This window comes from Moorena sp. SIOASIH (genome assembly GCF_010671925.1).
Lineage (GTDB): Bacteria > Cyanobacteriota > Cyanobacteriia > Cyanobacteriales > Coleofasciculaceae > Moorena.
In genome coordinates, this window is the sequence record NZ_JAAHIH010000001.1 from 1,187,327 (window position 1) to 1,212,377 (window position 25,051).

The following is a 25,051-nucleotide window of genomic DNA, read 5'->3' on the forward strand; positions in this document are numbered from 1 at the left end:
ATATGGGGCAAAAGGTTTCATAGGTTCTGTGTACCTTTGGGCTATAGTTCCTGATATCCTAACCCAAGCCAGATCTCCGACGAATTTACTGCAACGACCGAGTATGGCAACTAGACCTTGATAATTGGCTAGACTTTCCCTATCACTCTATTTTCCACAAACTCGATTGAGCAGTAACGTTTTGATGAGGAATGGATAACCATGACCATTAATACCGCCAAGCTGGAGACCATTATCCAAAATTTTGTTACCAGCACCAGTGAGGTTCAAGGAGCTGCTTTAGTTTCTCCTGATGGACTGCCTATAGCATCCAGTTTACCGAGCGAGATGGATGAAGAACGAGTATCAGCCATGTCAGCTGCTATGTTATCCCTAGGTGAACGGATTGGCTCGGAATTGTCCAGAGGCATTCTAGACCGCATCTTCGTAGAAGGTAATAAAGGTTATGGCATACTAACCAACTGTGGCGAGTATGCTGTTCTATTAGTCTTAGCCACCAAGGCAGCTAAACAGGGGGTGCTGATGCTGGAAATCAAGCGGGTGATTCCAGAGTTGAAGGCAGCCTTAGAGCCTCACCATTCCATACCAGGAATTTATGAAACAAAACTCTAGTTAAAGTGCCACAGCAAAGATATGAAAAGTTGCCACTGCTTATATCATCTCGGGATAATTACCCTTAATAAAAACCTCCCCCATCTCCCCATCTGGCCATCTCCCCATCTCCCTACACTCCCCACCCTCCCCGCGCCCGGGCCCCTTAATTATGGGTATTCAACCAGACTTGATATTAGATTAGGGTGGGTGAATTTAATCTTGACAGCTAGTTCAATATAATGTATATGCTAGGATTTTTCGTAAAAATGGTCACTGTTATTTGAATAATTTAAGAAATCCTTTTGATTTTAGGTAACTCAAGATACCTATGGTCTTAACTGGAAGTGGCTATACTGGCCTATCTAAGCGCCAGGTTTGAGTTAAGCCTATGGCCAATGTCAGATTACCAATTTCAGAAACCCTGCTGACCCTATCCTCTCTAAGGCTTATATCTTCACGTTACGCATCAGCCATAAGAGAGAATTTTTTCGATCTACACTTAGTTAAGTACCAACCAACTGGGTGGAATTTCATTGTAAAATAATTAAAATTTAATAACTTTAAGATAAAATCTCAAAAAATGGATTAAAAAAAATAGATTATTCATTATGTTATGTGACTATCAATAAACTTAAGCCTAGTAATAGGTGACTTTCTTTCTTATTGGCAAGTAATGGCTATCACGAGTTCTTTAGCGGAATTTTCCCTCCCAGAATTGTTTCAGTTCCTCGATCAAGGAAACAAAACTGGATTACTAACCCTCCGATTCAAGCTCAGTAGACATAGTCAAGAAATAAAAGCTCGACATATTCTACTGCGCCAAGGTCGGATCTTGGCAGTTAGCCATCGTCTGGATAACCAATGCCTACTCAAAATGATGTGTCAGCGGGGTTGGCTGAGCCCTGAGGTAATCAATGAACAGGTAAACCGATGTCCGGCGAATAAACCCATTGGTCTGTACTTGAAGACTAAGGGATTTCTGCATCCAGAGCAGTTGAGACTACTATTTCATGCCCAGGTGCTACGCTCAGTTTGTGGCTTATTCCGGCTCAAAGATGCTAAATTTAGGTTTGACTCTAAGGCAACCTTGCCCACGATAGAAATGACGGGTTTAAGCATCTCAGCTACCAAAGCAACTCTGATTGGTCTGCGAGCTTTACCAGATTGGACTGGATTAGCAGACAAGCTACCCGAGACAAGCTCAGCACTATCTAGGGCGATGGTCGGTCATCGCCAGTTAGGGCTAGACCCAATGGAAGCTGCAGTTTGGAAATTAGCCAATGGGTCAATTCCCCTGACTGATATTGCTACTCGGTTGGGCAAGTCTCTGGAAACGGTTCAACAGATATCCTTCCGGCTGATTAGCGTGGGTTTAGTCGCAGAAGTGCCTATGCTTACTTCATATCAACAGAACTATTGGCAATCACAGGGATTAGAGCCAGTGGCCGTTGGGGCAAATCGAACTGAGGAGGACAATCCTCAAGAGCTGAGCAATCGCTTTGTGCAACACTTACTTGGTTTCTTAAGGAGGTAATAACGATTAATAACAGCTAGGTACTTTTTGGACTTAATGGTAGTTTTTATGCAATCAGAGCATGGTAATCCTAATCCTATGGTTGACAATAGTTTTGTAGTGTTTCCGATTCTGCTTCAGAACGGCTAACAGCAAATAAGCGTGGAAATTATGCGTCTAGTTGTCACCGGTGCCGTGGGTGCTGGAAAATCCTCTTTCATTCGCTCGGTTAGCGAAATCGATGTAGTGGATACAGATTGCCTAGCAACGGACGTGACAACTAAAATTAAGCAAAAAACTACAGTAGCGATGGACTTTGGGCGTTTGCAATTTGCTCGAGATATGGCGCTACATTTATATGGTACTCCAGGACAGTCTCGCTTTGATTTCATGTGGGATATCCTGATTCGGAAAGCGCATGCTTACATACTCCTTGTTGATGCCCATCGTCCCGGTCAGTTTAGCTCTTCCCGTCGCCTGCTCAGTTTTATGCAACAGCGTGTAAAAATTCCCCTAGTGATTGGTCTAACCCATGTCGATTGTGATGGAGCTTGGTCAGAAGAGGATGTAGCGATCGCATTGGGCTTTGTGGATGAAAGCAATCGACCCCCGATGGTCAGCCTCAATGCCAATCAACGAGATTCTGTGATTCAAGCATTAATAGTGCTAGTACAATATTTCATTAAATGTGACATATCCCACACTCACCCTAATGGGTAGAGTGTGGGCTGATCCCTCGAAAAGCTAAAACTAAGGCTACAACAGGACAACGAAAGTTGCTAGTTATACCCATAAATTGTAGCTCTTGATACCAATAATCTATAATTTAATATCTAGCGATACTAAGTTTTGGTGTCTTGAAGCCATTTTGAGGTGTTTTTTGATAACTAGCAACTTAGGTTAGTAGTAGGGTGGATAATGCCCACTCCCTGCAGAACTTCCCCAGCAAATCTACCTGTAGGGTGCGTTAATAAAGCATCCTACTACTTATAGAGTCTGTTGCCCAGTTTTGCCTAACTCCTGCCTAGTTGTAGAGTATCTGCATAAGTCCACCGACAAGAACGACAGGGTCGGAAATGGTAGATTTCGAGAGTTTCCAGAGCTTTGATGGCTAGAAATCCATAGATTTTCCAGAAGCCAACATCGAGAGTGAATTTCTCAAGTTCTATGACTCGATTGGTTCTCGAGTGGTGACAAAGGACTAATCACAACTGACAAATGACTTACGAATTTGAGTGCAACTTGGTATTATTACCTAAATGTCGGAAGAAGGCTCCCGCCATAATCTCCGATTTGGCGGTGAGACGGGGCGTATAAACTGCGGAAGTGAATTCCGCAGACAGCCCCTCATGAATTCCGACCAATAAAAAAATAATGCAGGAATCATGTTTATCCGATATCGCTTGTGGTAACATGGTATGAATGATAGTTAGAGAAGCTAAACTGTTAAACGGGTCCCTAGCCCAATACCAAGCCTTAGATGAAGCCATAAGAACTGCTCAATTTGTTAGAAATAAAGCAGTCAGATTATGGAGAGACGAACCATTAGTCAACAAAGGTCGTCTGTCTCTGCTATGCAAAGAACTTGCACATGCTCAAGAGTATCCTTGGGTTAAGAAATTAAACTCAATGGCACGTCAGGCATCAGCAGAAAGGGCTTGGAATTCTATCTCTAGTTTCTATCGTCGTTGTAGAGAGGGTGCTAAGAAAAAGGGTTATCCTCAGTTCAAAAAACACTCTCGTAACGGCTTTGCCGACGCTGCGCGAACGGTTGAGTATAAAACCACAGGCTGGAAACTGTCAGAGGACTGTTTAACTATTAACTTCACCGATGGATTTCAGGCAGGTCGGTTCTCATTGTTTTGTAACCATGAGACAAGAGAGGACTTGTTTAGGCTTAAAATTAATCGGGTGCGAGTAGTGAGAAGGGTTGACGGTTATTATGCTCAATTCTGTTTTGATGCTAACCGTAAAGAGAAAGGGAATTATACCGGAAATGTGATCGGTATTGATTTAGGTTTGAAGTATTTCTACAAAGACAAAAATGACAATGCTGCTATATATCCCAAGTATCTCAGGCGAGCTGAAAAGAGAATTAAAAAGCTACAGCGGAGATTATCTAGAAAGTTTGTGAAAGGTAATAAACCTCAATCAAACAACTACCACAAAGCCAGAATTAGACTTGGGTTAGCTCATCTGAAGGTTCAAAGACAGCGTAAAGACTGGGCGGTTAAGTTAGCCCGGTGCGTAGTCCACTCTAACGATGTGGTTGTCTATGAAGACCTGAAAATTAAAAATCTGGTCAAGAACCATCATTTAGCTAAGTCGATTTCTGATGCGAGTTGGTATCAATTCACTCAATGGTTAGACTACTTTGGAAAAGTTTGGGATAAGACAGTGATAGCTGTTGCACCTAACTACACATCTCAAGATTGCTCAAATTGTGGTCATCGAGTGAAGAAATCTCTCAGCACTAGAACTCATCAATGTCAACGTTGTCACACAGAAATCTGTCGTGATACTAATGCTGCTCTCAATATTTTAAAGAAGGGGATGAATATTCTAGGTGTTGAGTATAACAGCGGTGCGACCCCGCACGGGTTCCCCGAGAAGGGTGAACGCGCACCAAGAGAGTACCCAGGGGCACTGGGAAACTGCTGGGAAACCGGGAACGCTTGGGGAGAGTTCAACCGCTGTTGATGAGGGGAAACCTGATTCAATAAGTTGTCTCGCTGAACCAGGAATCACTTTGTGAGAATCCCCCGCCATAATCTCTGATTTGGCGGCGGGAGTATGTCAATGGACTAGTGTTCTGGAAGGGCAGAGGCTTCATCGCCACCCTTTTGTTAAAGGAGTGGTAACGCCACTGATCCGCGCGTTGGGATCAAAGATAGTGCCTTGCTTAAAAGGTGATGGGGTGATGGGGTAATGGGCTAATGGGCTAATGGGGTGATGGGGTGATGGGAAGAAAGTGCTAGGTATGAATGCAACTTGGTATGAGTAAAGGTTAAATGAAGAAACAGGAGGAAAATCCTATGTTCCGTTTGCCTGATCCCAATCCCCAACCCTGTCTTGTCACAAGGCTTTCTTTCGTATCTTCATAGTTCGGTGCTATGGAAAGAAGCTCAGTCTCCATCAAATACCTGCGGTGCGACCCCGCGCTTTTTCAAAGCTAAGCGTGAATGCGCACCAAGAGAGCTAAGCGTGAACGCGCACCAAGAGAGGGAAGGCTAACTTATCAATTTGACACAATCTTTACACACTCTTTACAGAATTTTGAGATGATCCAGTGCAACTAGCCGTTACTAATGGTAAAACCCAAATAGTGATGAACACATATCAAGAAATTACATATAGCATCTGTCAAAAGAGGTATATTTTTTATTGTTCTGTGTTGATCCAAAGTTTGTAAAGGACTAGGCTTACAGCAGGATTGTTCATGAGACTTTTGCTGGTAGAGGATGACAATGCTCTAGCTCTAACCTTGAGTAAAGTGTTGAGAGAGCAGAATTATATTGTAAATATTGCTGGAGATGGGGAAGAGGCTTGGGACTATGCTCAAGCCTTTACCTATGACCTGATTGTGCTGGAAGTGGATTTACCCAAGATCGATGGTATCAGCTTGTGTGATGGTATCAGCTTGTGTAAGCGACTACGGAAGGCAAACTATGATAGACGGATTTTGCTGTTGCTTTCTCAAGCAGCTACTGCTGAGCAAGTCAAGCTTAATGCTGGGGCTGATGATTATATTGTTAAACCCTTCACAGCCAAGGATCTGTTGACTCGAATTAGGACATTACTGCCTCACCACAGTGTTTCTGGATTAAGGCTACTGGAATGGGGTGATGTCTGCCTAGACCCGATTACCTGTGAAGTAACTTATAAAGGTCAACTGCTCCATCTCTCACCAAAGGAATACGGTCTTCTAGAACTATTCTTGAGCCATCCGCGCCGAGTATTTAGTCAGAGTTTCATTCTCGGACATCTGTGGTCATTTGAAGACCCTCCTTCACCAGAAACAGTTAGGGCACATGTTAAGGGGTTAAGGCGCAAGCTCAAGAGTGTTGAAGCTGATGATATGATAGAAACTGTCTATGGTATGGGCTATCGCCTCAAGAGCTTACCGAGGAGCAAGAGAAAGAAACTCAAACCAACCCCAACCAGGTTCAATCAGCCTTGGGAGCGTTCTAAAGGAACCATGTGGCGTCAGTTTGCCACTGTAGAACAGGCGGTTAATGCTCTCGAAGCCGGACATCTTACTGAGGAGCTGCGAAAACAAGCCCAGCAGCAAGTCCACAAGCTAGTTAGAGCTTTAGATAAGTTTGGCTTAGTGGAAGGATCACGGCTAGCCCAAACTATTGAGTACTGGCTACAGGAAGTCAGTATAACCAAGACAAGGAACTCCGGTAAACGTAGATATCGGTCAAGACGCAGGAACTATGACAACCAAATAGAATTGCCTAGTCCTCAATTACAGCAGCTAACCTCCCCAACTAATATTCAAAATCTGGCATCTTTGGTAGCACTTCTGTCTGAAGAACTCCAGCAACCTCCATCACCATTCTCTGGTGATGTCAGTAGTGAGTTGGAAGATAATCCTACCATTACTGTATTAAAAGACTCTGAACTAACCGAGGATTATAGATCAGAACCCCTGGCACCCGACCAATTCCCAAAAAAGCTTCCCTTGATTTTAGTTATCGATGGAGAGGTGCAACTGACACAACAGTTGGAAAGAGAAGCAGTGAATTGGGATATGCAAGTAAAAGTTGTCCTAGATCCCAGGGAAGCCAGAGTTGTCATGGATCAAGAAATACCTGATGTTGTTCTACTGGACTTGATGTTTCCCAATTATCCAGAGGTCGGAATGGCACTCCTAAAATATTTCCAGAACCAATACCCCCAAATCCCAGTAATCGTTTCTACACAGCAAAATCGGTTTAGCGATCGCGTTGAGGTTGCTCGTCAGGGAGGACGGGCGTTTTTATCCAAACCCGTTACCCCAATACAGTTACTCGAAACCGTTGAAGATGTCTTAAATCAAGCTAGACCTTCCACCGCCAAAGTCCTGGCAGTAGACGATGATCCCCTAGTGCTCGAAAGTATACGACACTTCCTACAACCTTTAGGAGTGCAGATTACTACCTTAGAAGAACCCGATCAATTTTGGGAACAGCTCGAAGCGATAGGACCTGATCTACTGATCTTGGATTTAGACATGCCCCAATTCAATGGGATTGAACTGTGCCAAGTTGTGCGCACTGATCGCATCTGGCATGGATTACCTATCCTATTGCTTTGTGAACACCAAGACTCTGAAACAATTCACCGCATTTATGAAGCTGGAGCTGATGACTATATCTTTAAACCGATAACAAAATCCGAGTTAGTCACCCGTGTTTTCCATCGTCTAGAGCGTACCAAACTGCTCCGTAGTTTAGGAGAAACTGACCAATTAACTGGTGTGGCTAATCGTCGTCAATCTACCATAGAATTCAACCGATTACTGCGCTTATCCCAACGCTACCATCAGCCTCTTTGCTATGCCTTATTGGATTTAAACAACTTAAAGCAGGTGAATGAGCAATATGGTCATGTGATGGGAGATAGAATGCTTAGGCGGTTGGGCCAAATCTTGCGGCAAAAGTTTCGCAGCGAGGATATAGTTGCCCGCTGGGGAGGTAAGGAGTTCTTCATCGGCATGTATGGTCTCAATCGACAGGCTGGGGTCAGAAGGCTCCAAGAAATTTTGGAGACTGTTCGTGAAGAATTTTTTGTCGTAGAGTCTTCACAAGAAGATGACTGTGAGCTAGTGCAGGTAACATTTAGTGCTGGGGTGGCAGGGTACCCTGAGGATGGCACAGACATCGAAAGTCTCTATCGAGCCGCTGATCAGGCTATTGAGCGAGCTAAAGCCACTGGTCAAGATTGTGTATTCCCAGCTCAATCCCTAGTTGGAAACATCAGTCAATAGTAATTTTTCAGTAGTAATTTTTCAGTAGTAATTTTTCAGTAGGTGAGTAAAGCTTTTTCTGCCTTACACTAAGCTGATTTTGATCTATTAAACCCCATTGCTACCAGGTAGGACGTGAAAAATCGACCCGATACATTCACATTATTTTCACAATTTGCCCTAATATTTCACAATTGGCTCTACTATAAAGATAGTTTAAAGATTATCGGTTCAAAGATATTGATCTTTGATTTGGAGTTAGGCTCAAAAGTATAAAGCTTGAGAGTAGCCATCAAGCATAGGTCATTTTTATGACCTCATTAGGGTGTAAAGCTTATTTAGTTGAATCCGACAATAGTTCAGCAAGAGCGAAAGAGCAGACTTTCCGTCGGAATCGACGTTGATTTATCCAATTAGCAAACCTTTGACCGTAGGTCACGCTACGCGAACGGTGCTTTGTTTCTAATCCGAATATTGGGTGGGGAGTGAGGCAATGGCGGTTTTACTGATTGTTGTGGGCTGTCATCTGAAGGGAGCATCTAATCTCAAAAAAATAGGTTGCAGCGCATACACTTTGTAGGGCTTACCCTGGTGGATTCTCGTAAAGATATACCCTTAAGCGAAGCCGTTCTCGCGCCCATAGGCGTTGTCCTTCTTCTTTGGGGTGGCCGTTGGCTAGAGTAGCCCTTGCCATTAAGTATAGCCCTTCGATGAAGGGTAAGGTAGGTTGTTGATGCACAGCCTATTGGCCCAGGGTCAGTTGAAAGATTTTGATCCAACGCTAGTAAGCAATTACTGATCAGAGTCTAACTAAAAAATCAAGCCTGACCAATAGGCTATAGAACGGGGTATAAAACAGTTTATAGCCTATGAATGTGCTGTTCCCCTTGCCTGTTAAATATAAAATTTCTTGGAAAATTTATCTGCCCATAGCAATAATTTTGGTATTCCAGATCTTAAGGTAGAAGCGTTCTAGGAAAATTTTTTACCAGCCTTAACATCGCTACTACCTGAGCAATCGATGGGTCAGACCCCTCATTATTCGATGGTTCAGCCCTGTTGGGAACTGCGACAAATTATTGTTTCTCTCAAGAGAGTTAATAAATTGATATGGGATTTAATTTCAAATTAACAAGCCACTAAGGTCAGAGGACGTTGACTTTAACTTTTAAAAACGATTGTCAGGTGTTTTTCTTTACAAATCTTAATATATTATAAATTAGTAATTTCCGCTAACCCTTTAGTATGAAGCCAATTAACAATTATGTCTGTTACAGGCCATTTAACCGATATTTCCCTACCAGAAGTGTTTCAGTTTATCGCCCAGGGACAAAAAACTGGTTTGCTGAGGTTGCTTCCCTTGCCAAGAAACCAAGCAACCCCTAGGAGGACTCATTATATTTGGGTGTATCAGGGTCACCTGGTGGCAGCTGCAGATCGGTTAGACAATCAAGGTTTGGTATCGCTGATTGTTAAACACTGCGGGGTTAGCGAGCGGGTAATTGCTAAGTTGGCTCAGCTGTGTGCCATAGATAAACCTCTGGGTTTATGCCTCAAAACTCAGGGTGCTTTACAAGGTGAGCAATTAAAACAGCTATTTCGAATGCAAATTTTACAGCATGTGTGTGCTTTGTTTCAGCTCCGAGATGGTGAGTTTAACTTTGAACAGAATGTACCCATACCAACACGAGAAATGACGGGTTTGAGTATGCCAACAAAAATAGCTATGTTGAAGGGATTGCGATCGCTCCGCAACTGGCAAGCTCTGGCAGATAAATTACCTGACCCCAATGGCGGTTTAGTCAGTATCAACGGTGGTCAACCTAAATACAGTTTGGACTCTATAGAGTGGCAAGTTTGGGAGTACACCAATGGTAATGTTTCTCTCAAGAGAATTGCACGGCAACTGAGAGTACCAGTAGAAAAAGTACAACAAGTTGCTTTTAGACTAATCACAACAGGTTTAGTAGAAGAAGTTCCCTTATTGGTTAGCAACTTATGTGACCTATCTACATTGACCTGACGGTCAAATGTGTTTTTTTGAGCCCTTTTTAAACGGGATAAAAACTTCCTTAAAGTACTACTTAAAGGTACTCTTAATTGTGGATGTAAGCACAACTTTATTGGCTCAGAGCGCGTTTTAGAGTTGGAAACATATCCAGAATTGCTCCCGCTTTGGTTGATTGCTCAGTTGATATCACCGTTAATCCAAAGCTGGAAATCGTAATCAAACTAGTCTTGAATACTACAATCATTTATTTGGCACTCATCTCGATAAGAAAAGAGTTGAGACTTAGAGGCAGGGTTTTACTCAAACACTACGTATCCAGCTTTTTGAGTTATGTTTCTAAGTATTGAAAACAACTGTCCAAATCTACCATCAAGCCAGGATTTATCTAATTCCAACTTAGCACTTTGTCGATCTGGTCAACGGCATAGTATTATAGCACAACATCTTTGCTCCGATCAAAAAAACCAAACCTCTGTCTGGGATTGATCAGGGGCTGAGTGCTCAAAGGTTGCGTCCGCACCTTGAAAGCCCGGTCCGCTGGCTAACCTACTCCTTCTGCTTGTCCTAAGGACTCTCGGCTTTAGTAAACAGAAGGCAACGCCCAGGGTGACACGTGGGGCTGATCGCGGTTCATCTAAAACTTGGATTGTGCCGCACAAACCATCTAACACTATATAATTTATTGTCACTCATAGTTGACACTCTCAAGGTGCTCTATTGGTTTTAATTACCCGACATGTCCCTTAATGGTTACCTAAGCGACTTATACCTGCCAGAACTTTTTCAGTTTTTAGAGAAAGGAAAGAAAACTGGTTGGCTGAGAATTACTGCCTTACCCAGAGTTTCTGGATACCGGCGACCAGTTCATCACATTTGGGTGTATCAGGGTCGGATTGTAGCAGCAGCTAATCGATTAGACCATCAGGGTTTAATTGTCCTGATTGCTCAACATCAGTGGGTTAAACACAGTATAGTCAATACACTCGCTCAGTCATGTACTCCCAATCAGCCACTGGGTTTATGCCTCCAAAGTCAAGGTATTTTACAAACTGCACAACTAAAATGGTTGTTTCAGATTCAAATACAACGGCAAGTGTGTCCTTTGTTTGAACTCAAAGATGGTCGATTTAAATTCGAGCAGAACGTGCCGATCCCAACCCTGGAAATGACCGGTTTAAGTATACCGGCAACAGAAGCAACATTGATCGGGTTAAGGGAACTGCAGCACTGGGAGGCTTTGGCTGAGCAATTGCCTGACCCTGATTGGGGTTTAGTCAGTACCATCTGCGATCCACCCCAATCCCATTATCGACTCAACGTTTTAGAATGCAAAGTGTGGAATTATACAACAGGCAAAGTTTCTCTCAAAGCGATCGCAAAGCAGCTGAAACTACCAGTCGCACAAGTACGGCAGATTGCGTTTAGGTTAATCACAGTGGGTCTTGCACAAGCAAGACCCTTGTTGAAGGATACTTCTCCTCCAAACTTGGACAAATCTCGACAAAACCAGATTGCTCTCGACAAACAAAAATATCCATTTCTTAGCTTCCGCCGCAATTCATCCCACGTCCGAAATCAGTAGCGTTGGTGTGGGATCAGCCGACAAGGCTGCGGCTATCGCATCTTATTTTTGTACATGCTGGCGGGGTGAGGGTTTCAGCGATCCAGTAAGGATTTGATCAATTGATGAAATCCTTACTGGATCAGGGTTTTGGAATTTAGATGGGGTTTGCCTCTGAAATGGTTACAAACTTAAGTGTTTTGTAAGTTTTATCGAACACTTCAAAGATAAATATCTTCTCCTTGCTCTGTGAAGCGAACATCTTTAATATTCAACTGAGAGTTAGCAGTAAGAGTTTTACGCAAACTACCGAAAAGGGCAAATTGCTCACAAGTGGAGAGGGAGACAAACTGCCGCTGGGAATCTGGTGATAGGCGCAAATCGACGGTAGCTACACCAGTATTGGCATTGACCTTGACACGGTATCCCGATACATTAAAGTCACTGGAGTTACCAGTCTCTAAAACTTTTCCTATCACTGTATTTACTGGATTTACTACTGGTACAGCTACCTGTTCAGATACCAGAGACTGACACTGACTGTCAGCCCGATAGACATTAAGAATTACTGCGTTAGCTTGATTGCTATTATTACTGCCTTGGCTGACTGTAGCCTCAAGCGCCACCTTAGCATCCTTGGTTTCTGGTTGAGTTTCTTCGGTAGGTAGAGTAATGTTAGGTAGAGTAGTATTAGTCGGTGCTACACCAGTGGTAGAGCTAACCTCGGTGGCTGGTTCAGGCGATAGATTCCCTACAGGAGTTTTCTGGGAACCGGGATTGTTATCACTCACCAAACCATAGCTACTGAAACCAACGACAATTGCTCCAATCGCAACAGGAGCTAGATAGTGTTGAAAACTTTTCATTTGGCTTCGCTCAAAACAATGCTTATAGCTGTTGTATAAAGCAACAGTTACATCAATCCATATTCAAGGTAGAGCGTGGTTGATCAGGATAAAAGAGTTAAAAAATAGAAACTAGAAAATAAAAATTGAAATAATTTTCACGCTTATATCCCAATTCTGCGGCATTAGCGCTATACATCAATTGACTCTGGGCATCTCCCGACACTCGTGACACTCGTGACACTCGCAACACTCCCGAGCTCCCCATCTGCATCTGTAGTCTTACTTTGAAGAATTGGTATTAACTATGGGGGAGGCGAAACCCAGCTACCCTGTTGTAATAGCCTTGCTATCGTGACATACTCCTACACTGACTCTTAGAGTTCAGTGTAGGCTTCTTGCCAACTCCACCCAACGGTTAGGATACTCGACAAGCTTTATTAACGACACGGGATGCCCCTCCGCACCGGAACAATACAACTCGTTTTATTTTTTAGGCACGCAGGTGGCGGTTAGCTCTTAATTTGTTTTCCCTGCTATCTTCATTATAGATGAAAATAAAAAAACAAAGTTCCGCCTCCGCCATTCATCCCACGCCCACCTTTGGTACGGACATGGGGCATAAGCGCGGATCAAGCTAAAAGAAGTTCCCCTAATAGGACATCCCCGATTCAATCAACCATGACTAAACAACCAGCCCGAATCTGCATTCTCGGTGGAGGCTTTGGGGGTCTCTATACAGCCCTACGCTTAAGCCAGCTGCCTTGGGAAAAGCCCCAACAACCAGAAATTGTCTTGGTTGATCAAAATGATCGGTTCTTATTTTCACCGCTGTTGTATGAACTGATCACCAGCGAACTACAAACCTGGGAAATTGCTCCACCCTATGAAGAATTGTTAGCAAACACAGGTGTACGGTTTACTCAGGCAGCGGTAGCAGGCATTGATGTAGAACAGCAGCGGCTACAGCTAGAGACTGGAGCGGAATTTCAGTATGATCGCCTGGTGTTAGCCCTAGGTGGAGAAACCCCCCTAGAGCAGGTGCCTGGGGTGGCTGAGTATGCTATCCCGTTCCGCACTATTACTGATGCCTATCAGCTGGAAGAACGGCTACGGATTTTGGAAGAATCCGATACAGATAAAATCCGGATCGCTATAGTTGGTGCAGGTTACTCTGGTGTAGAACTAGCTTGCCATCTAGCCGAACGCTTAGGAGAGCGAGGAAGGTTGCGGTTGATTGAACTCGGTGATGTGATTCTAAGAACATCAACGGACTTTAACCGAGAGGCAGCACGCAAAGCTTTGAATGAACAAAAGGTCTGGATTGATTTGGAAACCAGTGTTGAGTCCATTGGACCTGACACCATTTCTCTGTTGTATAAAGGACAGGTGGATACTATTCCGGTAGATTTGGTGCTATGGACAGTAGGCACAAGAGTCACACCAGTGGTGCGATCGCTTCCGCTCAAACAAAACCACCGTGGTCAGCTGATCACCAGCCAAAGGTTACAAGTGGTTGACCATCCCGAAATTTTTGCCCTAGGTGATCTAGCCGATTGCCGAGATGCTGATAATCAACCAGTTCCCAATACAGCTCAATCCGCTTTTCAGCAAGCTGATTATGTGGGTTGGAATGTCTGGGCTTCTTTAACTGGGCGTCCCCTGCTCCCCTTCCGTTACCAGCAGTTGGGAGAGATGATGACTTTGGGGAAAGACAATGCAACTCTTACTGGTTTAGGTGTCAAGCTGGATGGTCCTTTAGCCCACATAGTGCGGCGACTTGCCTATCTTTATCGGATGCCAACTATAGAGCACCAACTGAAAGTTGGCATGAACTGGATTACTCGACCATTAACTGATCTTCTGTCTGGAACATAAAGGCATACATACAGGAAAATGGAAAATTGAAATTAAATGAACAATTAACCATTAACAATTAACCATTAACCATGGAAAAACCGCGAGTAATTTTTCTAGATGCTGTCGGTACCCTATTTGGTGTTCAAGGGAGTGTAGGGGAAGTTTATAGTGCGATCGCTAATCAATTTGGGGTTACAGTACCTGCTTCAGCTTTGGACAAAGCCTTTGTCAAAGCCTTCGCCTCAGCAGAACCAGCGGTTTTTCCAGAAACAGATCCTGAAGAAATTCCCCAGCGAGAATTTGAATGGTGGTGGGTGATTGCCTCCCGCACCTTTGAACAAGTTGGTGTACTTGACCAGTTCACCGATTTCATTGATTTTTTTGACGAACTCTATGCCCACTTTGCCACTGGTCAACCTTGGTTCATCTATCCGGATGTTATCCCAGCGCTGAAAGCATGGCGGCATATTGGTATTGAGTTGGGTGTCGTATCAAATTTTGATTCCCGTCTCCATCTTGTCTTAAAAGCTCTAAAATTAGAAGAATTTTTCTCCTCCATCACAATTTCTACCCAAACTGGCTTTGCCAAGCCTGATCCACAGATTTTTGCTGCTGCTTTACAAAAACATCACTGTAGTGCTCAGGAGGCTTTTCATATTGGCGATAGTTTTCAACAAGACTATCAGGGTGCTCAGGCAGCTGGCTTGAGAGCATTTTTGATTAAACGCAAACCAATGACTTAACTTAAACGCGATGCTCCTAGGTCGCCGCTACGCGAACGCACCAATTGGTTTCCACACCAGTTTCTGCTTGATAGCTGTTGCTGTGGTATAGTGTGACTGCTTCTTTGAGGATATTGGCTGCTAACTATGAATTCTTGGTTCTGGGTAAAGGGTAACCAGCAACTCACTTTCTTTAACTGCTAACTCATCCAACCGCTGAGCTACCAGTACTCGCTCAAAATAGGTATCAGCCAGTACCCAGTAAACACCATAGTGACGAGCCTCAGATGCCATCAAGCTATGATAAAATTTTGCTAAGGATGGATCACAACAGTGAGTTGCTAGTAATCCCAAACGTTCGTGAGAACGAGCCTCGATCAGTCCAGCAACTAGTAAAGAATCCAACAACCGTTGTGGTTCGTTTCGGCGAATCTGAGCTTTCAATCCAGCTCCATAGGGTGGTGAAGAAAGGGGACCTAAGGGAATGCTACGTCTTTCTAGCCACTGGTTAACTTGCTCGAAATGTTCTAGTTCCTCACGGGCAATGACTGTCAGCTGACGCACCAGTTTACTGTAGGATGGGTAGCGAAACATTAAATTCAGTGCTACTCCAGCCGCTTTACGTTCACAATGGGAATGGTCGAGTAAAATAACATCAAGGTTTGCAAGGGCTTGCTCGATCCAAGCCTGGCTAGTAGGGTGTTTCAGGGTATTAATCAAAGGCAGAGCAGAAGAAGACACGGTTTTTGTTCAAATCAAACAAATCAAAGTAGTTGGCTTGTTCATTGCAGACAGGCTTTGGTATCGGTAGGCGATGCTATTTATTTTAACTCAATTGTGTCAATCATCGTCTTGTTAAGGCGCAGGTGTAATCCTGTCAAAAACTCGGTTCAATAGCCGCTTTTGTAGCAACAATTTGTGTCGGAAACCCCGACTTACCCGTAGCCAATCCGGGTAGTTCATGATAAATTTACATATACACTACACATAAATACTTAGAAGACAAGTTAAACTAGCTACTTGAGCCTATTCCTCAAAACTATTACACTTAACGACTCTATTCAGGAATAGCAAATATCTTAAAAGGAAGACCACTCTCACAGAATCGGTGCATATATCTATAAATAGGTATGAGGCTAATGGTATTAGGTATTAGGTACAACAAAAGCAGTTGATAGCCTCTGTGCTTGAGGAGGGGTGCTTCATACGCTGGTCATAAACCGCTTAGCCATTTAACCTAGAACTCTGATGCCTAAAGCCATTAACCTTAAATTTTATATGAAGGGGTCTACCTGATATTTAACGCAATTAAATTTGGATAAGTAAAGTAATGACCCACCGTCGTATTGTTATCGGTGACGTTCATGGTCACTATAATCCTCTTATGGCCTTATTGGATGCGATCACACCCACTAGTGACGACACCGTTTATTTTCTTGGAGACTTGATTGATCGAGGACCGATGAGTTCTCAGGTTGTGGAATTTGTCAAGCAAAACGCTCACCCCTGTTTATTAGGTAATCATGAGCTGATGTTACTAGAAATTATCGGTAACAATTCAGTACCTAACTCAACACGACAAGCCTGGCTCTATAGTGGTGGTGAAAGTACTATCAATAGCTATGGTGGAAAAGTCTGCCAAGATCACCTTGATTGGATCAAAACACTGCCAACCTACATTGATTTAGGAGATACCTGGCTAGTTCATGCTGGGGTTAATCCTCGCATGACCATTGAGGAGCAAACCGTTGAGCAATTTTGTTGGATTCGGGATGAATTTCACAGTATGCGTGAACCTTACTTTCTCGACAAGCTGATCATCACGGGTCACACCATGACTTTCACCTTACCAGGAGTGGCTCCCGGTACAATCGCCCAAGGTTGTGGTTGGCTAGATATAGACACTGGTGCTTATCATCCTAAAAGTGGTTGGATGACGGGTCTAGACATTACCAATAATCTTGTTTATCAAGTTAACGTCTTTCGGGGTGATGTTCGCCAATTCCCCTTGGAAGAAGCCGTGACCAAGATAGAACCTAGTAAAATATGCCGACGTCAAGTGTTGAGTACCTCCTGACGGTTCTAGAGGTTAACAAAAAGACTATTGGGCAAGCTTGCCGCTCTTGAGCTAGCTGTGCTTATCTGAGCACTCGCCCTCCACGACCTGTTCTCCTTTCGAGGGCAGCTTTTTTCTGGTTGCGGACTGCACGAGTTTTGTTTTTGTAAGCCCGATTGTTTAATCCATCACCAACATAGGCACGATTTGAATCGATAGACTGCTCCAAGGAATCAATTCGGTCTGCTGTTGACGGATGAGTACTCAGAAAGCCTGGAATAAAGCCTCTTTGCTTGAGGAGTTTTTTCATAAAGTCTACTGATCCTATAGGAGCATAGCCTGCTTGTTTTAAGTTTTTGATACCTAGTTCATCCGCTTGAAATTCATGCTGACGACTGTTGGGACGACGTAGTGCTAATTCCACGCCCAGATTAACCATCGTGTTGCTATCAACTCCAGCCGCTTCTGCTAAACCTCTAGCGATCGCGGCTTGCTTAATTTGCTGGATACTATGACGACCTACGATATGACCAATCTCATGAGCCATCACACTTGCCAGTTGAGCTTCATTGTCTGCTGCTGCGATTAAACCCGTGTTAATATAAACAAATCCTCCCATGGTAGCGAAGGCATTAATATTACCATCATCGACCACCTGGAATGTATAGTTAATATCTGGGCGTTCGCTTCTTTTAGCTAGTCGCTGACCAATTTGATCAACATAGCGATTAATTTCCCGATTGCGATAGAGCTTAAATTGCTTTCCAACAAGTTGCTGATTAATTTGCTGACCAATTTGGACTTCCTGTTGATCAGACATATTAGATAACTGGATAATCTGAATACCACGCAATAGCAGCTCTAACCAGGGAACCCCTTGGGCAACCTGAGCTGTTCCCACCACCAGAGTCAGGGATAGAAGCATGCTGATTAACGGATACAACAAATGACGTCGATAACGGGAGTAAATCGATAATATATTGCTGAACATAGCAAAATTATGAATTATTAAATCGAAAAGAGATTATTTTAGCTATCCCTTGTTCCAGTGGAAAAAGGGTTTGCAGCCATGGCTTGCTGTAGAGGAGCCTTGTCTTTAGCATCATAAGTCAACTCTCTACTAGGAGTTGTCTGCCATAATTACTGACCAGTAACATTCCTCGTTATGGTTGAACCCCAAATAGGGTAATATGTTCCACAGACAAACCCGGTGTTCGTTACTCTCACTCACCACTTATGGATAACTCTAATTATAGGTATTAGTTATGAGGTATTAGGTACATCAAAAGCAGTTGACAGCCGACCTGCTTTAAGAGGAGCGCTTCATAACTAGGTTAGAAACCCCTTAGCCATTCAACCTAGAGCCAGCGAACCTTAAGGAGTTATCTTTACACTATACAATTTTCGCAACAACACCTAACCAAGTTTATGGCTATTGTAGATTCTAAAGGACGTTTGTTTGGCAAGGTGAGCATTATCGACTTCGGTGCTGCCTTGGTGATTTTGTTGGTAGTTGTAGGAATCTTCTTCTTTCCTGGTGAGTCTGGTTCCGTTGCCCAACTCAATAGCACCAAACCAGTAGAAGTAGATGTTATTGTCCGGGGGTTAAGCTTGCTTGAACCAGATGTGTTGGTCAATCAGTTGGAGGAGACCAAGAAGACTAATATTGTGATTCGTAAGCAACCCTATGGTCAGGTTGACGTCAAATCCGTCAAAATTCTGCGTAGAAGTGTCCTGGTGCCACAACCAGATGGCTCTATCAAAGAACTACCAGATCCCAGACCTAGCTTTTATGGGATTAATATGTTACTCACCTTAGGTGGTAAAGCAACAATCACCAAGGATGGAGTAGTGCTGGGCAATAGCAAGATTAAAATTGGTACCCCAGTCGAGTTAGAAGGTAGAGATTATAACTTCAACGCCAGTGTGATTAATGTCAGAGTGAAGTAATAACGAGTGATGGGGTTAATGGAACTAAGAATTTATCCCATACACCTCACCTTCGCGCACCCGCAAGGGAGCCCTTGTCCTCATTTCTTGACCTCACTTAGTATCAGCTTTTTCCACCGAAGCATCATTGATTCCCAGGGTAAGCCTTAGAGGTTTCCGGTAAGGATAGGCTCTAGCAACTTGCCGGTAAACGTCATAGTTAGTAGGTAGTGTAACTGTCTGTGCCCCCTCTTTATAGGTGATATTGTATTTAACTGTACGCAACATCTCTGGGTTGCTAGGCTTATGATGAAGTCGCTGACGCTGTTCTACCTCATCAATGGTTGGTTTTGGTGGGACAACTGGCCACCATAACCCCTTGTCATCAGGTCCTGTGACAGCACCTTGTGGTTTCTCACCATTGCGGTTGACTACGGACTTGGAAGCAAACTCCTCAACATCGGGATCTCTATCAGTTGTTGAATTAATAGAATACTCAACTCGCCAGGTTAAGGTGGTCAGTGCTGTAGCTTCATACTCAGTAATAATCACAGTGTTACAACTGCTAAGCACTACTGCTACACAAAAGCCGATCAACATCAAGATAATCTGGCGACGCCGCAAAATGCGATCAAGTAGGACATGGAAACTAGTCAAATTCACTCCACCCCATCCAAACTTACGACTAAATGCAATTTGCTCCCCTATACCCTATTCTGTACCAAATTCTCAAACCTGCCTTTCCCAATTGCCTGTGGTCAGGAGCAACGAATTCACCTGCGATCGCACTGACCTTCGATGATGGACCCCATCCACACTACACTCCCAAGTTACTGCAAGTCTTAGACCGCTACCAAGTCAGAGCCAGTTTTTTCTGGTTGGGTGTTTGCGTACACCAAGCACCCAGTGTCGCCAGAGAGGTTTACCAACAAGGTCACTGGTTAGGACTTCATGGATATTACCATCAGTCTTTTCCCTTTCTAAAACGGGATGCCCTTCAGCAGAGTTTGCTCCTTACCCAAGACGCGATCGCTCAAGCTTGTCAGATTCACCCAGACAAGGTAAAAGATGTTCGTCCCCCTAACGGATTATTTACGCCCCGAACCTTGAATATACTGCACCAGTGGAACTATAGATCAGTAATGTGGAGTGTTGTCCCAGAAGACTGGAAACGTCCTGGTGTCAGTATAATCGTGGAGCGAGTCCTAAAGCAGGTTCAAAACGGTTCCCTGATCGTCCTACATGATGGTTATTATGGAGGACAAGATGTGGTTGAAACTACGGCTGAGTTAATTCCTCAGCTATTGAACCAAGGTTACAACTTTGTTAGCATTGACCAGCTATGGCAGGAAAATTAGTAGTTTTGTTGATTGACTTACGGTGTTCTCACTCACTGCACCGTAAACTCCTATAACAACTGCTTTGCTAGACCCTTCCGGTTTTCCATCTCATTACTCCTGTAGTGAACTAATTAATCCAATTACCGACTTTATATACTTCATATAGATTAGACTATCCAGTTAAACGCTATATGTAGTGCTCAGCTAATCTGATCAATTTTAAAAACAATGAGCAAACCGTAAAAATTAAAATTAGAAATTAAAATAATGATCAACCGAAAGCTCCATCGGACGAGGAGACTTGCTTCCCCTACGCAATGTTCCCATCGTCTTTATCTGGAGTATTTCCGATGCCCTGGTTCACCATTCCCTTACGGAGGAATACCGAATTAGGAGCTGGTTAAATAAACTTACTTGGCAGTACTTTCACTTAGGGTGTTACTACATTGGCTAGGGTTATGTGTTACAAGAGTAATGCAAAATAATCATTACCTAGACCCAGAGCTTGTCAATGGTTATCATACAGGACAAGTTAATTAACCTAGTGAAGTCCAACTGTTGGGTTTTATAGAACATTAGTACTAAAATAGTGACTATATTATAGGCATAAGGGAAAGTGGGTACTTATTGCTACACTCTCAAAGCTTTTGACCAGATAAATAAGCTAAATCTTTCAGATAAACACTAGAGCAAAATTTTGTAAATAAGGCTACAATCAAAAAGTCTTCCCAAAATTCAGTATTAACACTTAAATGGATAGTAGATTCACTGCAAGTTAAGTCCAAGGAAATAGAGTCGATCTAATTCCTACCGCTGAAGCGATTCGACCCACCATAGGGTGCAACAAACAAGGTTCTCACTGACTAAGCTATCTTAAGTAGATCAACGGACATCATCTACTGGTCTGAAACTGAAGGAGCATGAGGAAAAAACATGACCCAGGCAAATGAATTACTCGCAACAATCGCTCAACCTCAGAGCGATTTAGAAGTCTTGATTGAGGATGACGTGAACCGAGATGATTTGGTGGACGCTCAACCGGACGAGGAAAATACTAAGCCTGGTAAGGGGCGATCTAACCGTCGCCGAACCCAAAGCAAAAAGAAGCACTATACAGAAGATTCAATTCGCCTCTATTTGCAGGAAATTGGCAGGATTCGTCTACTCAGAGCTGATGAAGAAATTGAATTAGCCCGTAAAATTGCTGATTTGTTGGAATTAGAACGAGTGCGGGAGCGCTTGTCTGAGCAGTTAGAGCGGGAACCTGGAGATCGGGAATGGGCAACAGAGGTCGATATGGAGTTGCCAGCTTTCCGTTACCGCTTACACGTCGGTCGGCGGGCTAAGGAAAAAATGGTACAGTCTAACCTCCGTTTGGTGGTTTCCATTGCCAAGAAATACATGAATCGAGGACTCTCATTCCAAGACTTGATTCAAGAAGGTTCTCTAGGTTTAATCCGGGCTGCGGAAAAATTTGACCACGAAAAAGGCTACAAGTTTTCCACCTATGCTACCTGGTGGATTCGTCAAGCTATTACTCGTGCCATTGCTGACCAGTCCCGGACTATCCGCTTACCCGTTCACCTTTATGAAACCATCTCGCGGATCAAGAAAACTACTAAACTCCTTTCTCAAGAAATGGGTCGCAAGCCCACAGAAGAGGAAATTGCAGATCGGATGGAAATGACCATCGAGAAGTTGCGATTCATTGCCAAATCAGCCCAACTTCCCATCTCCTTAGAAACACCTATTGGTAAAGAAGAAGACTCCCGCTTGGGAGACTTTATTGAAGCCGATGGTGAAACCCCAGAAGATCAGGTTTCCAAAAATCTACTCCGGGAAGACCTAGAAAGTGTGCTTGATACCCTGAGTCCCCGGGAACGTGATGTACTGCGTCTACGCTATGGATTAGATGATGGACGGATGAAGACTTTGGAAGAAATCGGCCAAATCTTCAACGTGACGCGGGAACGGATTCGGCAAATTGAAGCCAAAGCTCTTCGCAAACTACGCCATCCAAATCGCAATAGCATTCTCAAGGAATATATCCGATAGAAAACCCTGCTGCTTGATAGCAATCAGGGTTTTCTGTTATCGTTGCATCTAGTGGGTGGGGAATAGGGATTCATATGAAGTCTGGTTAATCACATATAATACGGTTGGTGTCATGCATGTTAATTGTCAATTGACTCCTAACAATTTTTAATTTTCAATTTTCAATTGGCTATCAACCAAACATGATAAGTATTCAAACAGACATTATATCGCATTCCTTACCCCAATTCTTATCCAGAAATCAGTTCCGGTGCGCTTTCCGTTTGAAGAATTAAATTACGGGGTCGCACCGTTTTGATATTTTAGCTGGTAAGTCCTAATCAATGATTCTGCGGGAAGTTTCCGGTTTGTCGTCGGATAACCCTTGTAGAATTGCCGTAACAGCCACAGAAGCTTGAGATTTGGGAGTCTGTGATCAAGACTAATGAAGCAATCATCGAGCTCAGAGCAATTGAAGTATCAAACAACAGTTAAGTTGTTCTTTCGTAAATGCATTGGCTGTAAGCAAAAGCGCTTTTGGGATTTTCCTGCAAAGCCAAAAGAGATACCTCCTCGTCAATTAACAATTGACGTGCTATACACGGATTCCGGCATCTGCAGGGAATTACCGGGTTAAATGTATCTGACATTCCGTAGAACAAACTATGGAATCAGCTAAAAACACATAATCAGCTAAAAACACATAAGAAAGCTGGAGTTCAACACTAGAACTCCAGCTATTTATTGAGATTGACAAATTTAACTAACTATTGGGAACTACATCAAGCCCAAGAAGTGTAGTACACCTTGACCAGTAATATATTCTGTGACTAAAGCAGCGATGAAGCCGATCATAGCTAGACGACCATTTAAGTTTTCTGCTTTAGACGTGAAACCGAACTTGGCTTCGTTAGACTCTTGATTGGACATGGTTCTTTGCTCCGCTAATTTACTCTGTGTAGCCCGTTTATATTAAAAAATGTAACAAATTATTGGCTAAATGTCAATTATCTGCATAGGCAAGCGGGATGAATTGTGTATAAAGTCTTAGTTGATCAATCATGTAAACTTATGTAAAGTATAATTTTCTGTTTTGATCATGATCTCTCGTCGCGCATTGCTCAGCAGTCTTTTGGCTAGCTTTATCGTTTTGCTAGCTTGGATAAATTTTGCCAACCCTGTCCATGCTCTCGGTGGCAAACAACCTCCTCTAAATCAACCCGCACCCGAGTTCACCCTACCAACCAATACTGGTAAGGGTTCGGTGTCCCTCTCCGATTATCACGGTAAGTGGGTCGTACTCTATTTCTACCCCAAAGACTTTACTAGTGGTTGCACCTTGGAAGCTAACAGATTTCAGCAAGATTTGCCCAAATATATGGAGAGAAATGCGCAGATCCTAGGGGTGAGTGTGGATGATGTCGATTCTCACGCGGAGTTTTGTGACTCAGAGGGTTTACATTTCCCACTTTTAGCTGACACCGATGGCTCTGTGAGCAAGGCTTATGGTTCTTGGCTAGGTATTATGTCCCTACGCCATACCTATATCATTGATCCAGAAGGCATTCTACGGGAAATATTCCTTGGTGTGATACCAGCAATTCATAGCCAGGAAGTACTGGCTCGTCTGGATAAGTTAATGTCTACTTCTTTCTGAGTTGATTTCCCACGTACGATTAAGCTTTAACAAGATTTATGCCCTGAGGAGGTCTAATCTCTGGTGTAATATCTCTGGTCTAATTTATATAGATAGAGTTTAACCAAATCAACTCATTTCTAGATATAGCTCTACATATAGCTTGAGTGCCTAAGTCCTATTTAAGCATCCTTGAAGGAGGCTACTGAAAGTAGGCTGAGTACTGAAGCTGGATCATCAACAGTAGCGCTGCTTAGCTTAACATTGTCAATGATGAGTCCAGACTGAGTTTGATTACTCAATTCATTCACAACACCAAAGCCTAGGCTGTAGGTTCCAGCAGTAGTGAAGGTATGAGTAAATGCTTTAAATCCGGTTTGGTTGTAAAAGTTGTTCGGTGCTTGACTAAAGACCCCTAGGATTGGGTTAGCTAGTTCATAGACAATTTGGGACTTGGGAGAACTAAGGCAAAAGAAAGCGAAGTCGGCAACAATAGCCTCATCTCCCACGTCTTCATTGGTGAGAAAATTCCAATCAAAGGTTAAGGTATCACCAACACCAGGAGTAATCATTTGTTGGATAGCAGCACCTCTGACTACCTTGCTAGAAGTACCAAATATGCCAACGGTGTCTAAAATTTTCTGGGCAATACAATCGAGAGTTCCTGTGGACAGGTATAAAAACTCCTCTAGTTTAGAGGCTGATGGCGCTTTTGGCTGGCCTGTTCTGGTGACTTCGGTATTGCTAGTTCTTAGTAAAAGCTGCTTTTCTCCCTCTGTTGGAGTAATGCCAAAACTAGCTCTTTTGATCCCACCTGGTCCTAGCTTTTGCCAGCCTTTAAGTCCTTCTTCAAAGCCACCATTAACTAGTTTAACTGGTTGCTCAGCACTAGAAAAACTAGACGAGTCAACCAGATAGTTGATTTCTTTTCTTAAAGTGGACTGTTTTGGCATTTGAGACGTGGACATAAAATTAATTTTTCTAGAACGCTAAAGGT

Annotated in this window: 22 protein-coding genes; 14 read left to right on the forward strand and 8 right to left on the reverse strand. The window is 43.3% G+C overall.

Annotated elements, in window-relative coordinates; translation table 11 throughout:
- The first annotated feature begins 201 nt into the window (after positions 1–201).
- The 5 genes from F6J90_RS05295 to F6J90_RS05315 all read left to right on the forward strand — a co-directional run bounded on the left by F6J90_RS05295 (position 202) and on the right by F6J90_RS05315 (position 8,081).
- Complete coding sequence (locus tag F6J90_RS05295) at positions 202–612, forward strand: roadblock/LC7 domain-containing protein (protein WP_071102467.1); 411 nt, start codon at positions 202–204, stop codon at positions 610–612.
- Positions 613–1,267: 655 nt separating this feature from the next.
- Positions 1,268–2,128, forward strand: coding sequence for a DUF4388 domain-containing protein (locus tag F6J90_RS05300; protein WP_071102466.1), 861 nt, complete (start codon positions 1,268–1,270; stop codon positions 2,126–2,128).
- Positions 2,129–2,278: 150 nt separating this feature from the next.
- Positions 2,279–2,827: an ATP/GTP-binding protein gene (locus tag F6J90_RS05305; RefSeq protein ID WP_293091425.1), complete on the forward strand. Its 549-nt coding sequence runs from the start codon at positions 2,279–2,281 to the stop codon at positions 2,825–2,827.
- Positions 2,828–3,529: 702 nt separating this feature from the next.
- The gene (locus F6J90_RS05310) at positions 3,530–4,807 is read left to right on the forward strand and encodes a transposase (protein WP_293091403.1); all 1,278 of its coding nucleotides are present in this window, start codon (positions 3,530–3,532) and stop codon (positions 4,805–4,807) included.
- 739 nt (positions 4,808–5,546) lie between these two features.
- Positions 5,547–8,081 carry a response regulator gene (locus F6J90_RS05315; RefSeq protein WP_293091426.1) on the forward strand — a complete coding sequence of 845 codons (2,535 nt, stop codon included), beginning with the start codon at positions 5,547–5,549 and terminating at the stop codon, positions 8,079–8,081.
- 562 nt (positions 8,082–8,643) lie between these two features.
- Here the strand turns inward: F6J90_RS05315 and F6J90_RS05320 are convergent.
- Entirely contained in the window at positions 8,644–8,799 is a 156-nt protein-coding gene (locus F6J90_RS05320; protein WP_293091427.1) for a hypothetical protein, read from the reverse strand.
- A gap of 525 nt (positions 8,800–9,324) precedes the next feature.
- Here F6J90_RS05320 and F6J90_RS05325 point away from each other — a divergent pair.
- Together F6J90_RS05325 and F6J90_RS05330 are read left to right on the forward strand one after the other, a co-directional pair.
- Complete coding sequence (locus tag F6J90_RS05325) at positions 9,325–10,083, forward strand: DUF4388 domain-containing protein (protein ID WP_293091428.1); 759 nt, start codon at positions 9,325–9,327, stop codon at positions 10,081–10,083.
- Positions 10,084–10,807: 724 nt separating this feature from the next.
- On the forward strand, positions 10,808–11,653 hold the full coding sequence (locus tag F6J90_RS05330; protein WP_293091429.1) for a DUF4388 domain-containing protein: 846 nt from the start codon (positions 10,808–10,810) through the stop codon (positions 11,651–11,653).
- Positions 11,654–11,853: 200 nt separating this feature from the next.
- On the opposite strand, the gene F6J90_RS05335 is transcribed toward F6J90_RS05330, so the two are convergent.
- Together F6J90_RS05335 and F6J90_RS05340 are read right to left on the reverse strand one after the other, a co-directional pair.
- On the reverse strand, positions 11,854–12,498 hold the full coding sequence (locus F6J90_RS05335) for a sporulation/spore germination protein (RefSeq protein ID WP_293091430.1): 645 nt from the start codon (positions 12,496–12,498) through the stop codon (positions 11,854–11,856).
- A 97-nt stretch (positions 12,499–12,595) separates the two neighbouring features.
- A complete protein-coding gene (locus tag F6J90_RS05340; RefSeq protein ID WP_293091431.1) occupies positions 12,596–12,745 on the reverse strand; it encodes a hypothetical protein in 150 nt (49 codons plus the stop codon).
- Positions 12,746–13,158: 413 nt separating this feature from the next.
- On the opposite strand from F6J90_RS05340, the gene F6J90_RS05345 reads away from it, so the two are divergent.
- The gene (locus F6J90_RS05345) at positions 13,159–14,355 is read left to right on the forward strand and encodes an NAD(P)/FAD-dependent oxidoreductase (protein ID WP_293091432.1); all 1,197 of its coding nucleotides are present in this window, start codon (positions 13,159–13,161) and stop codon (positions 14,353–14,355) included.
- 71 nt (positions 14,356–14,426) lie between these two features.
- The gene (locus F6J90_RS05350) at positions 14,427–15,080 is read left to right on the forward strand and encodes an HAD family hydrolase (protein ID WP_293091433.1); all 654 of its coding nucleotides are present in this window, start codon (positions 14,427–14,429) and stop codon (positions 15,078–15,080) included.
- Between the two features lie 120 nt (positions 15,081–15,200).
- Here F6J90_RS05350 and miaE read toward each other — a convergent pair whose 3' ends face one another.
- Positions 15,201–15,800 (reverse strand): tRNA isopentenyl-2-thiomethyl-A-37 hydroxylase MiaE, encoded by a 600-nt coding sequence (gene miaE / locus F6J90_RS05355; protein WP_293091434.1) that lies wholly within the window; start codon positions 15,798–15,800, stop codon positions 15,201–15,203.
- A 589-nt stretch (positions 15,801–16,389) separates the two neighbouring features.
- On the opposite strand from miaE, the gene F6J90_RS05360 reads away from it, so the two are divergent.
- Complete coding sequence (locus F6J90_RS05360; RefSeq protein ID WP_293091435.1) at positions 16,390–17,136, forward strand: metallophosphoesterase family protein; 747 nt, start codon at positions 16,390–16,392, stop codon at positions 17,134–17,136.
- 61 nt (positions 17,137–17,197) lie between these two features.
- Here the strand turns inward: F6J90_RS05360 and F6J90_RS05365 are convergent, their stop codons facing one another.
- On the reverse strand, positions 17,198–18,106 hold the full coding sequence (locus F6J90_RS05365) for a M48 family metallopeptidase (protein ID WP_293091436.1): 909 nt from the start codon (positions 18,104–18,106) through the stop codon (positions 17,198–17,200).
- A 437-nt stretch (positions 18,107–18,543) separates the two neighbouring features.
- Here F6J90_RS05365 and F6J90_RS05370 point away from each other — a divergent pair, with 437 nt between their 5' ends.
- Positions 18,544–19,065, forward strand: a complete 522-nt coding sequence (locus F6J90_RS05370) for a DUF4330 domain-containing protein (RefSeq protein WP_293091437.1) — start codon at positions 18,544–18,546, stop codon at positions 19,063–19,065.
- 93 nt (positions 19,066–19,158) lie between these two features.
- On the opposite strand, the gene F6J90_RS05375 is transcribed toward F6J90_RS05370, so the two are convergent.
- Positions 19,159–19,707: a hypothetical protein gene (locus tag F6J90_RS05375; RefSeq protein ID WP_293091438.1), complete on the reverse strand. Its 549-nt coding sequence runs from the start codon at positions 19,705–19,707 to the stop codon at positions 19,159–19,161.
- Positions 19,708–19,733: 26 nt separating this feature from the next.
- On the opposite strand from F6J90_RS05375, the gene F6J90_RS05380 reads away from it, so the two are divergent.
- Positions 19,734–20,402 (forward strand): polysaccharide deacetylase family protein, encoded by a 669-nt coding sequence (locus F6J90_RS05380; protein ID WP_293091439.1) that lies wholly within the window; start codon positions 19,734–19,736, stop codon positions 20,400–20,402.
- A gap of 915 nt (positions 20,403–21,317) precedes the next feature.
- Positions 21,318–22,439 (forward strand): RNA polymerase sigma factor RpoD, encoded by a 1,122-nt coding sequence (rpoD, locus tag F6J90_RS05385; protein WP_071102452.1) that lies wholly within the window; start codon positions 21,318–21,320, stop codon positions 22,437–22,439.
- Positions 22,440–23,195: 756 nt separating this feature from the next.
- Here the strand turns inward: rpoD and F6J90_RS05390 are convergent.
- Complete coding sequence (locus F6J90_RS05390) at positions 23,196–23,348, reverse strand: chlorophyll a/b-binding protein (RefSeq protein WP_070390973.1); 153 nt, start codon at positions 23,346–23,348, stop codon at positions 23,196–23,198.
- Positions 23,349–23,517: 169 nt separating this feature from the next.
- On the opposite strand from F6J90_RS05390, the gene F6J90_RS05395 reads away from it, so the two are divergent.
- Positions 23,518–24,075 carry a peroxiredoxin gene (locus F6J90_RS05395; protein WP_293091440.1) on the forward strand — a complete coding sequence of 186 codons (558 nt, stop codon included), beginning with the start codon at positions 23,518–23,520 and terminating at the stop codon, positions 24,073–24,075.
- A 161-nt stretch (positions 24,076–24,236) separates the two neighbouring features.
- On the opposite strand, the gene F6J90_RS05400 is transcribed toward F6J90_RS05395, so the two are convergent.
- Complete coding sequence (locus F6J90_RS05400; protein ID WP_293091441.1) at positions 24,237–25,022, reverse strand: hypothetical protein; 786 nt, start codon at positions 25,020–25,022, stop codon at positions 24,237–24,239.
- Positions 25,023–25,051 lie beyond the last annotated feature (29 nt).

Excerpts from the sequence above, each read along its gene's own strand:
- F6J90_RS05295 (WP_071102467.1), top strand. The coding sequence starts at position 202 with ATGACCATTAATACCGCCAAGCTGGAGACCATTATCCAAAATTTTGTT.
- F6J90_RS05300 (WP_071102466.1), top strand. The coding sequence starts at position 1,268 with ATGGCTATCACGAGTTCTTTAGCGGAATTTTCCCTCCCAGAATTGTTT.
- F6J90_RS05305 (WP_293091425.1), top strand. The coding sequence starts at position 2,279 with ATGCGTCTAGTTGTCACCGGTGCCGTGGGTGCTGGAAAATCCTCTTTC.
- F6J90_RS05310 (WP_293091403.1), top strand. The coding sequence starts at position 3,530 with ATGATAGTTAGAGAAGCTAAACTGTTAAACGGGTCCCTAGCCCAATAC.
- F6J90_RS05315 (WP_293091426.1), top strand. The coding sequence starts at position 5,547 with ATGAGACTTTTGCTGGTAGAGGATGACAATGCTCTAGCTCTAACCTTG.
- F6J90_RS05325 (WP_293091428.1), top strand. The coding sequence starts at position 9,325 with ATGTCTGTTACAGGCCATTTAACCGATATTTCCCTACCAGAAGTGTTT.
- F6J90_RS05330 (WP_293091429.1), top strand. The coding sequence starts at position 10,808 with ATGTCCCTTAATGGTTACCTAAGCGACTTATACCTGCCAGAACTTTTT.
- F6J90_RS05335 (WP_293091430.1), bottom strand. The coding sequence starts at position 12,498 with ATGAAAAGTTTTCAACACTATCTAGCTCCTGTTGCGATTGGAGCAATT.
- F6J90_RS05340 (WP_293091431.1), bottom strand. The coding sequence starts at position 12,745 with ATGGGGAGCTCGGGAGTGTTGCGAGTGTCACGAGTGTCACGAGTGTCG.
- F6J90_RS05345 (WP_293091432.1), top strand. The coding sequence starts at position 13,159 with ATGACTAAACAACCAGCCCGAATCTGCATTCTCGGTGGAGGCTTTGGG.
- F6J90_RS05350 (WP_293091433.1), top strand. The coding sequence starts at position 14,427 with ATGGAAAAACCGCGAGTAATTTTTCTAGATGCTGTCGGTACCCTATTT.
- F6J90_RS05360 (WP_293091435.1), top strand. The coding sequence starts at position 16,390 with ATGACCCACCGTCGTATTGTTATCGGTGACGTTCATGGTCACTATAAT.
- F6J90_RS05365 (WP_293091436.1), bottom strand. The coding sequence starts at position 18,106 with ATGTTCAGCAATATATTATCGATTTACTCCCGTTATCGACGTCATTTG.
- F6J90_RS05370 (WP_293091437.1), top strand. The coding sequence starts at position 18,544 with ATGGCTATTGTAGATTCTAAAGGACGTTTGTTTGGCAAGGTGAGCATT.
- F6J90_RS05380 (WP_293091439.1), top strand. The coding sequence starts at position 19,734 with ATGCAATTTGCTCCCCTATACCCTATTCTGTACCAAATTCTCAAACCT.
- rpoD (WP_071102452.1), top strand. The coding sequence starts at position 21,318 with ATGACCCAGGCAAATGAATTACTCGCAACAATCGCTCAACCTCAGAGC.
- F6J90_RS05390 (WP_070390973.1), bottom strand. The coding sequence starts at position 23,348 with ATGTCCAATCAAGAGTCTAACGAAGCCAAGTTCGGTTTCACGTCTAAA.
- F6J90_RS05395 (WP_293091440.1), top strand. The coding sequence starts at position 23,518 with ATGATCTCTCGTCGCGCATTGCTCAGCAGTCTTTTGGCTAGCTTTATC.
- F6J90_RS05400 (WP_293091441.1), bottom strand. The coding sequence starts at position 25,022 with ATGTCCACGTCTCAAATGCCAAAACAGTCCACTTTAAGAAAAGAAATC.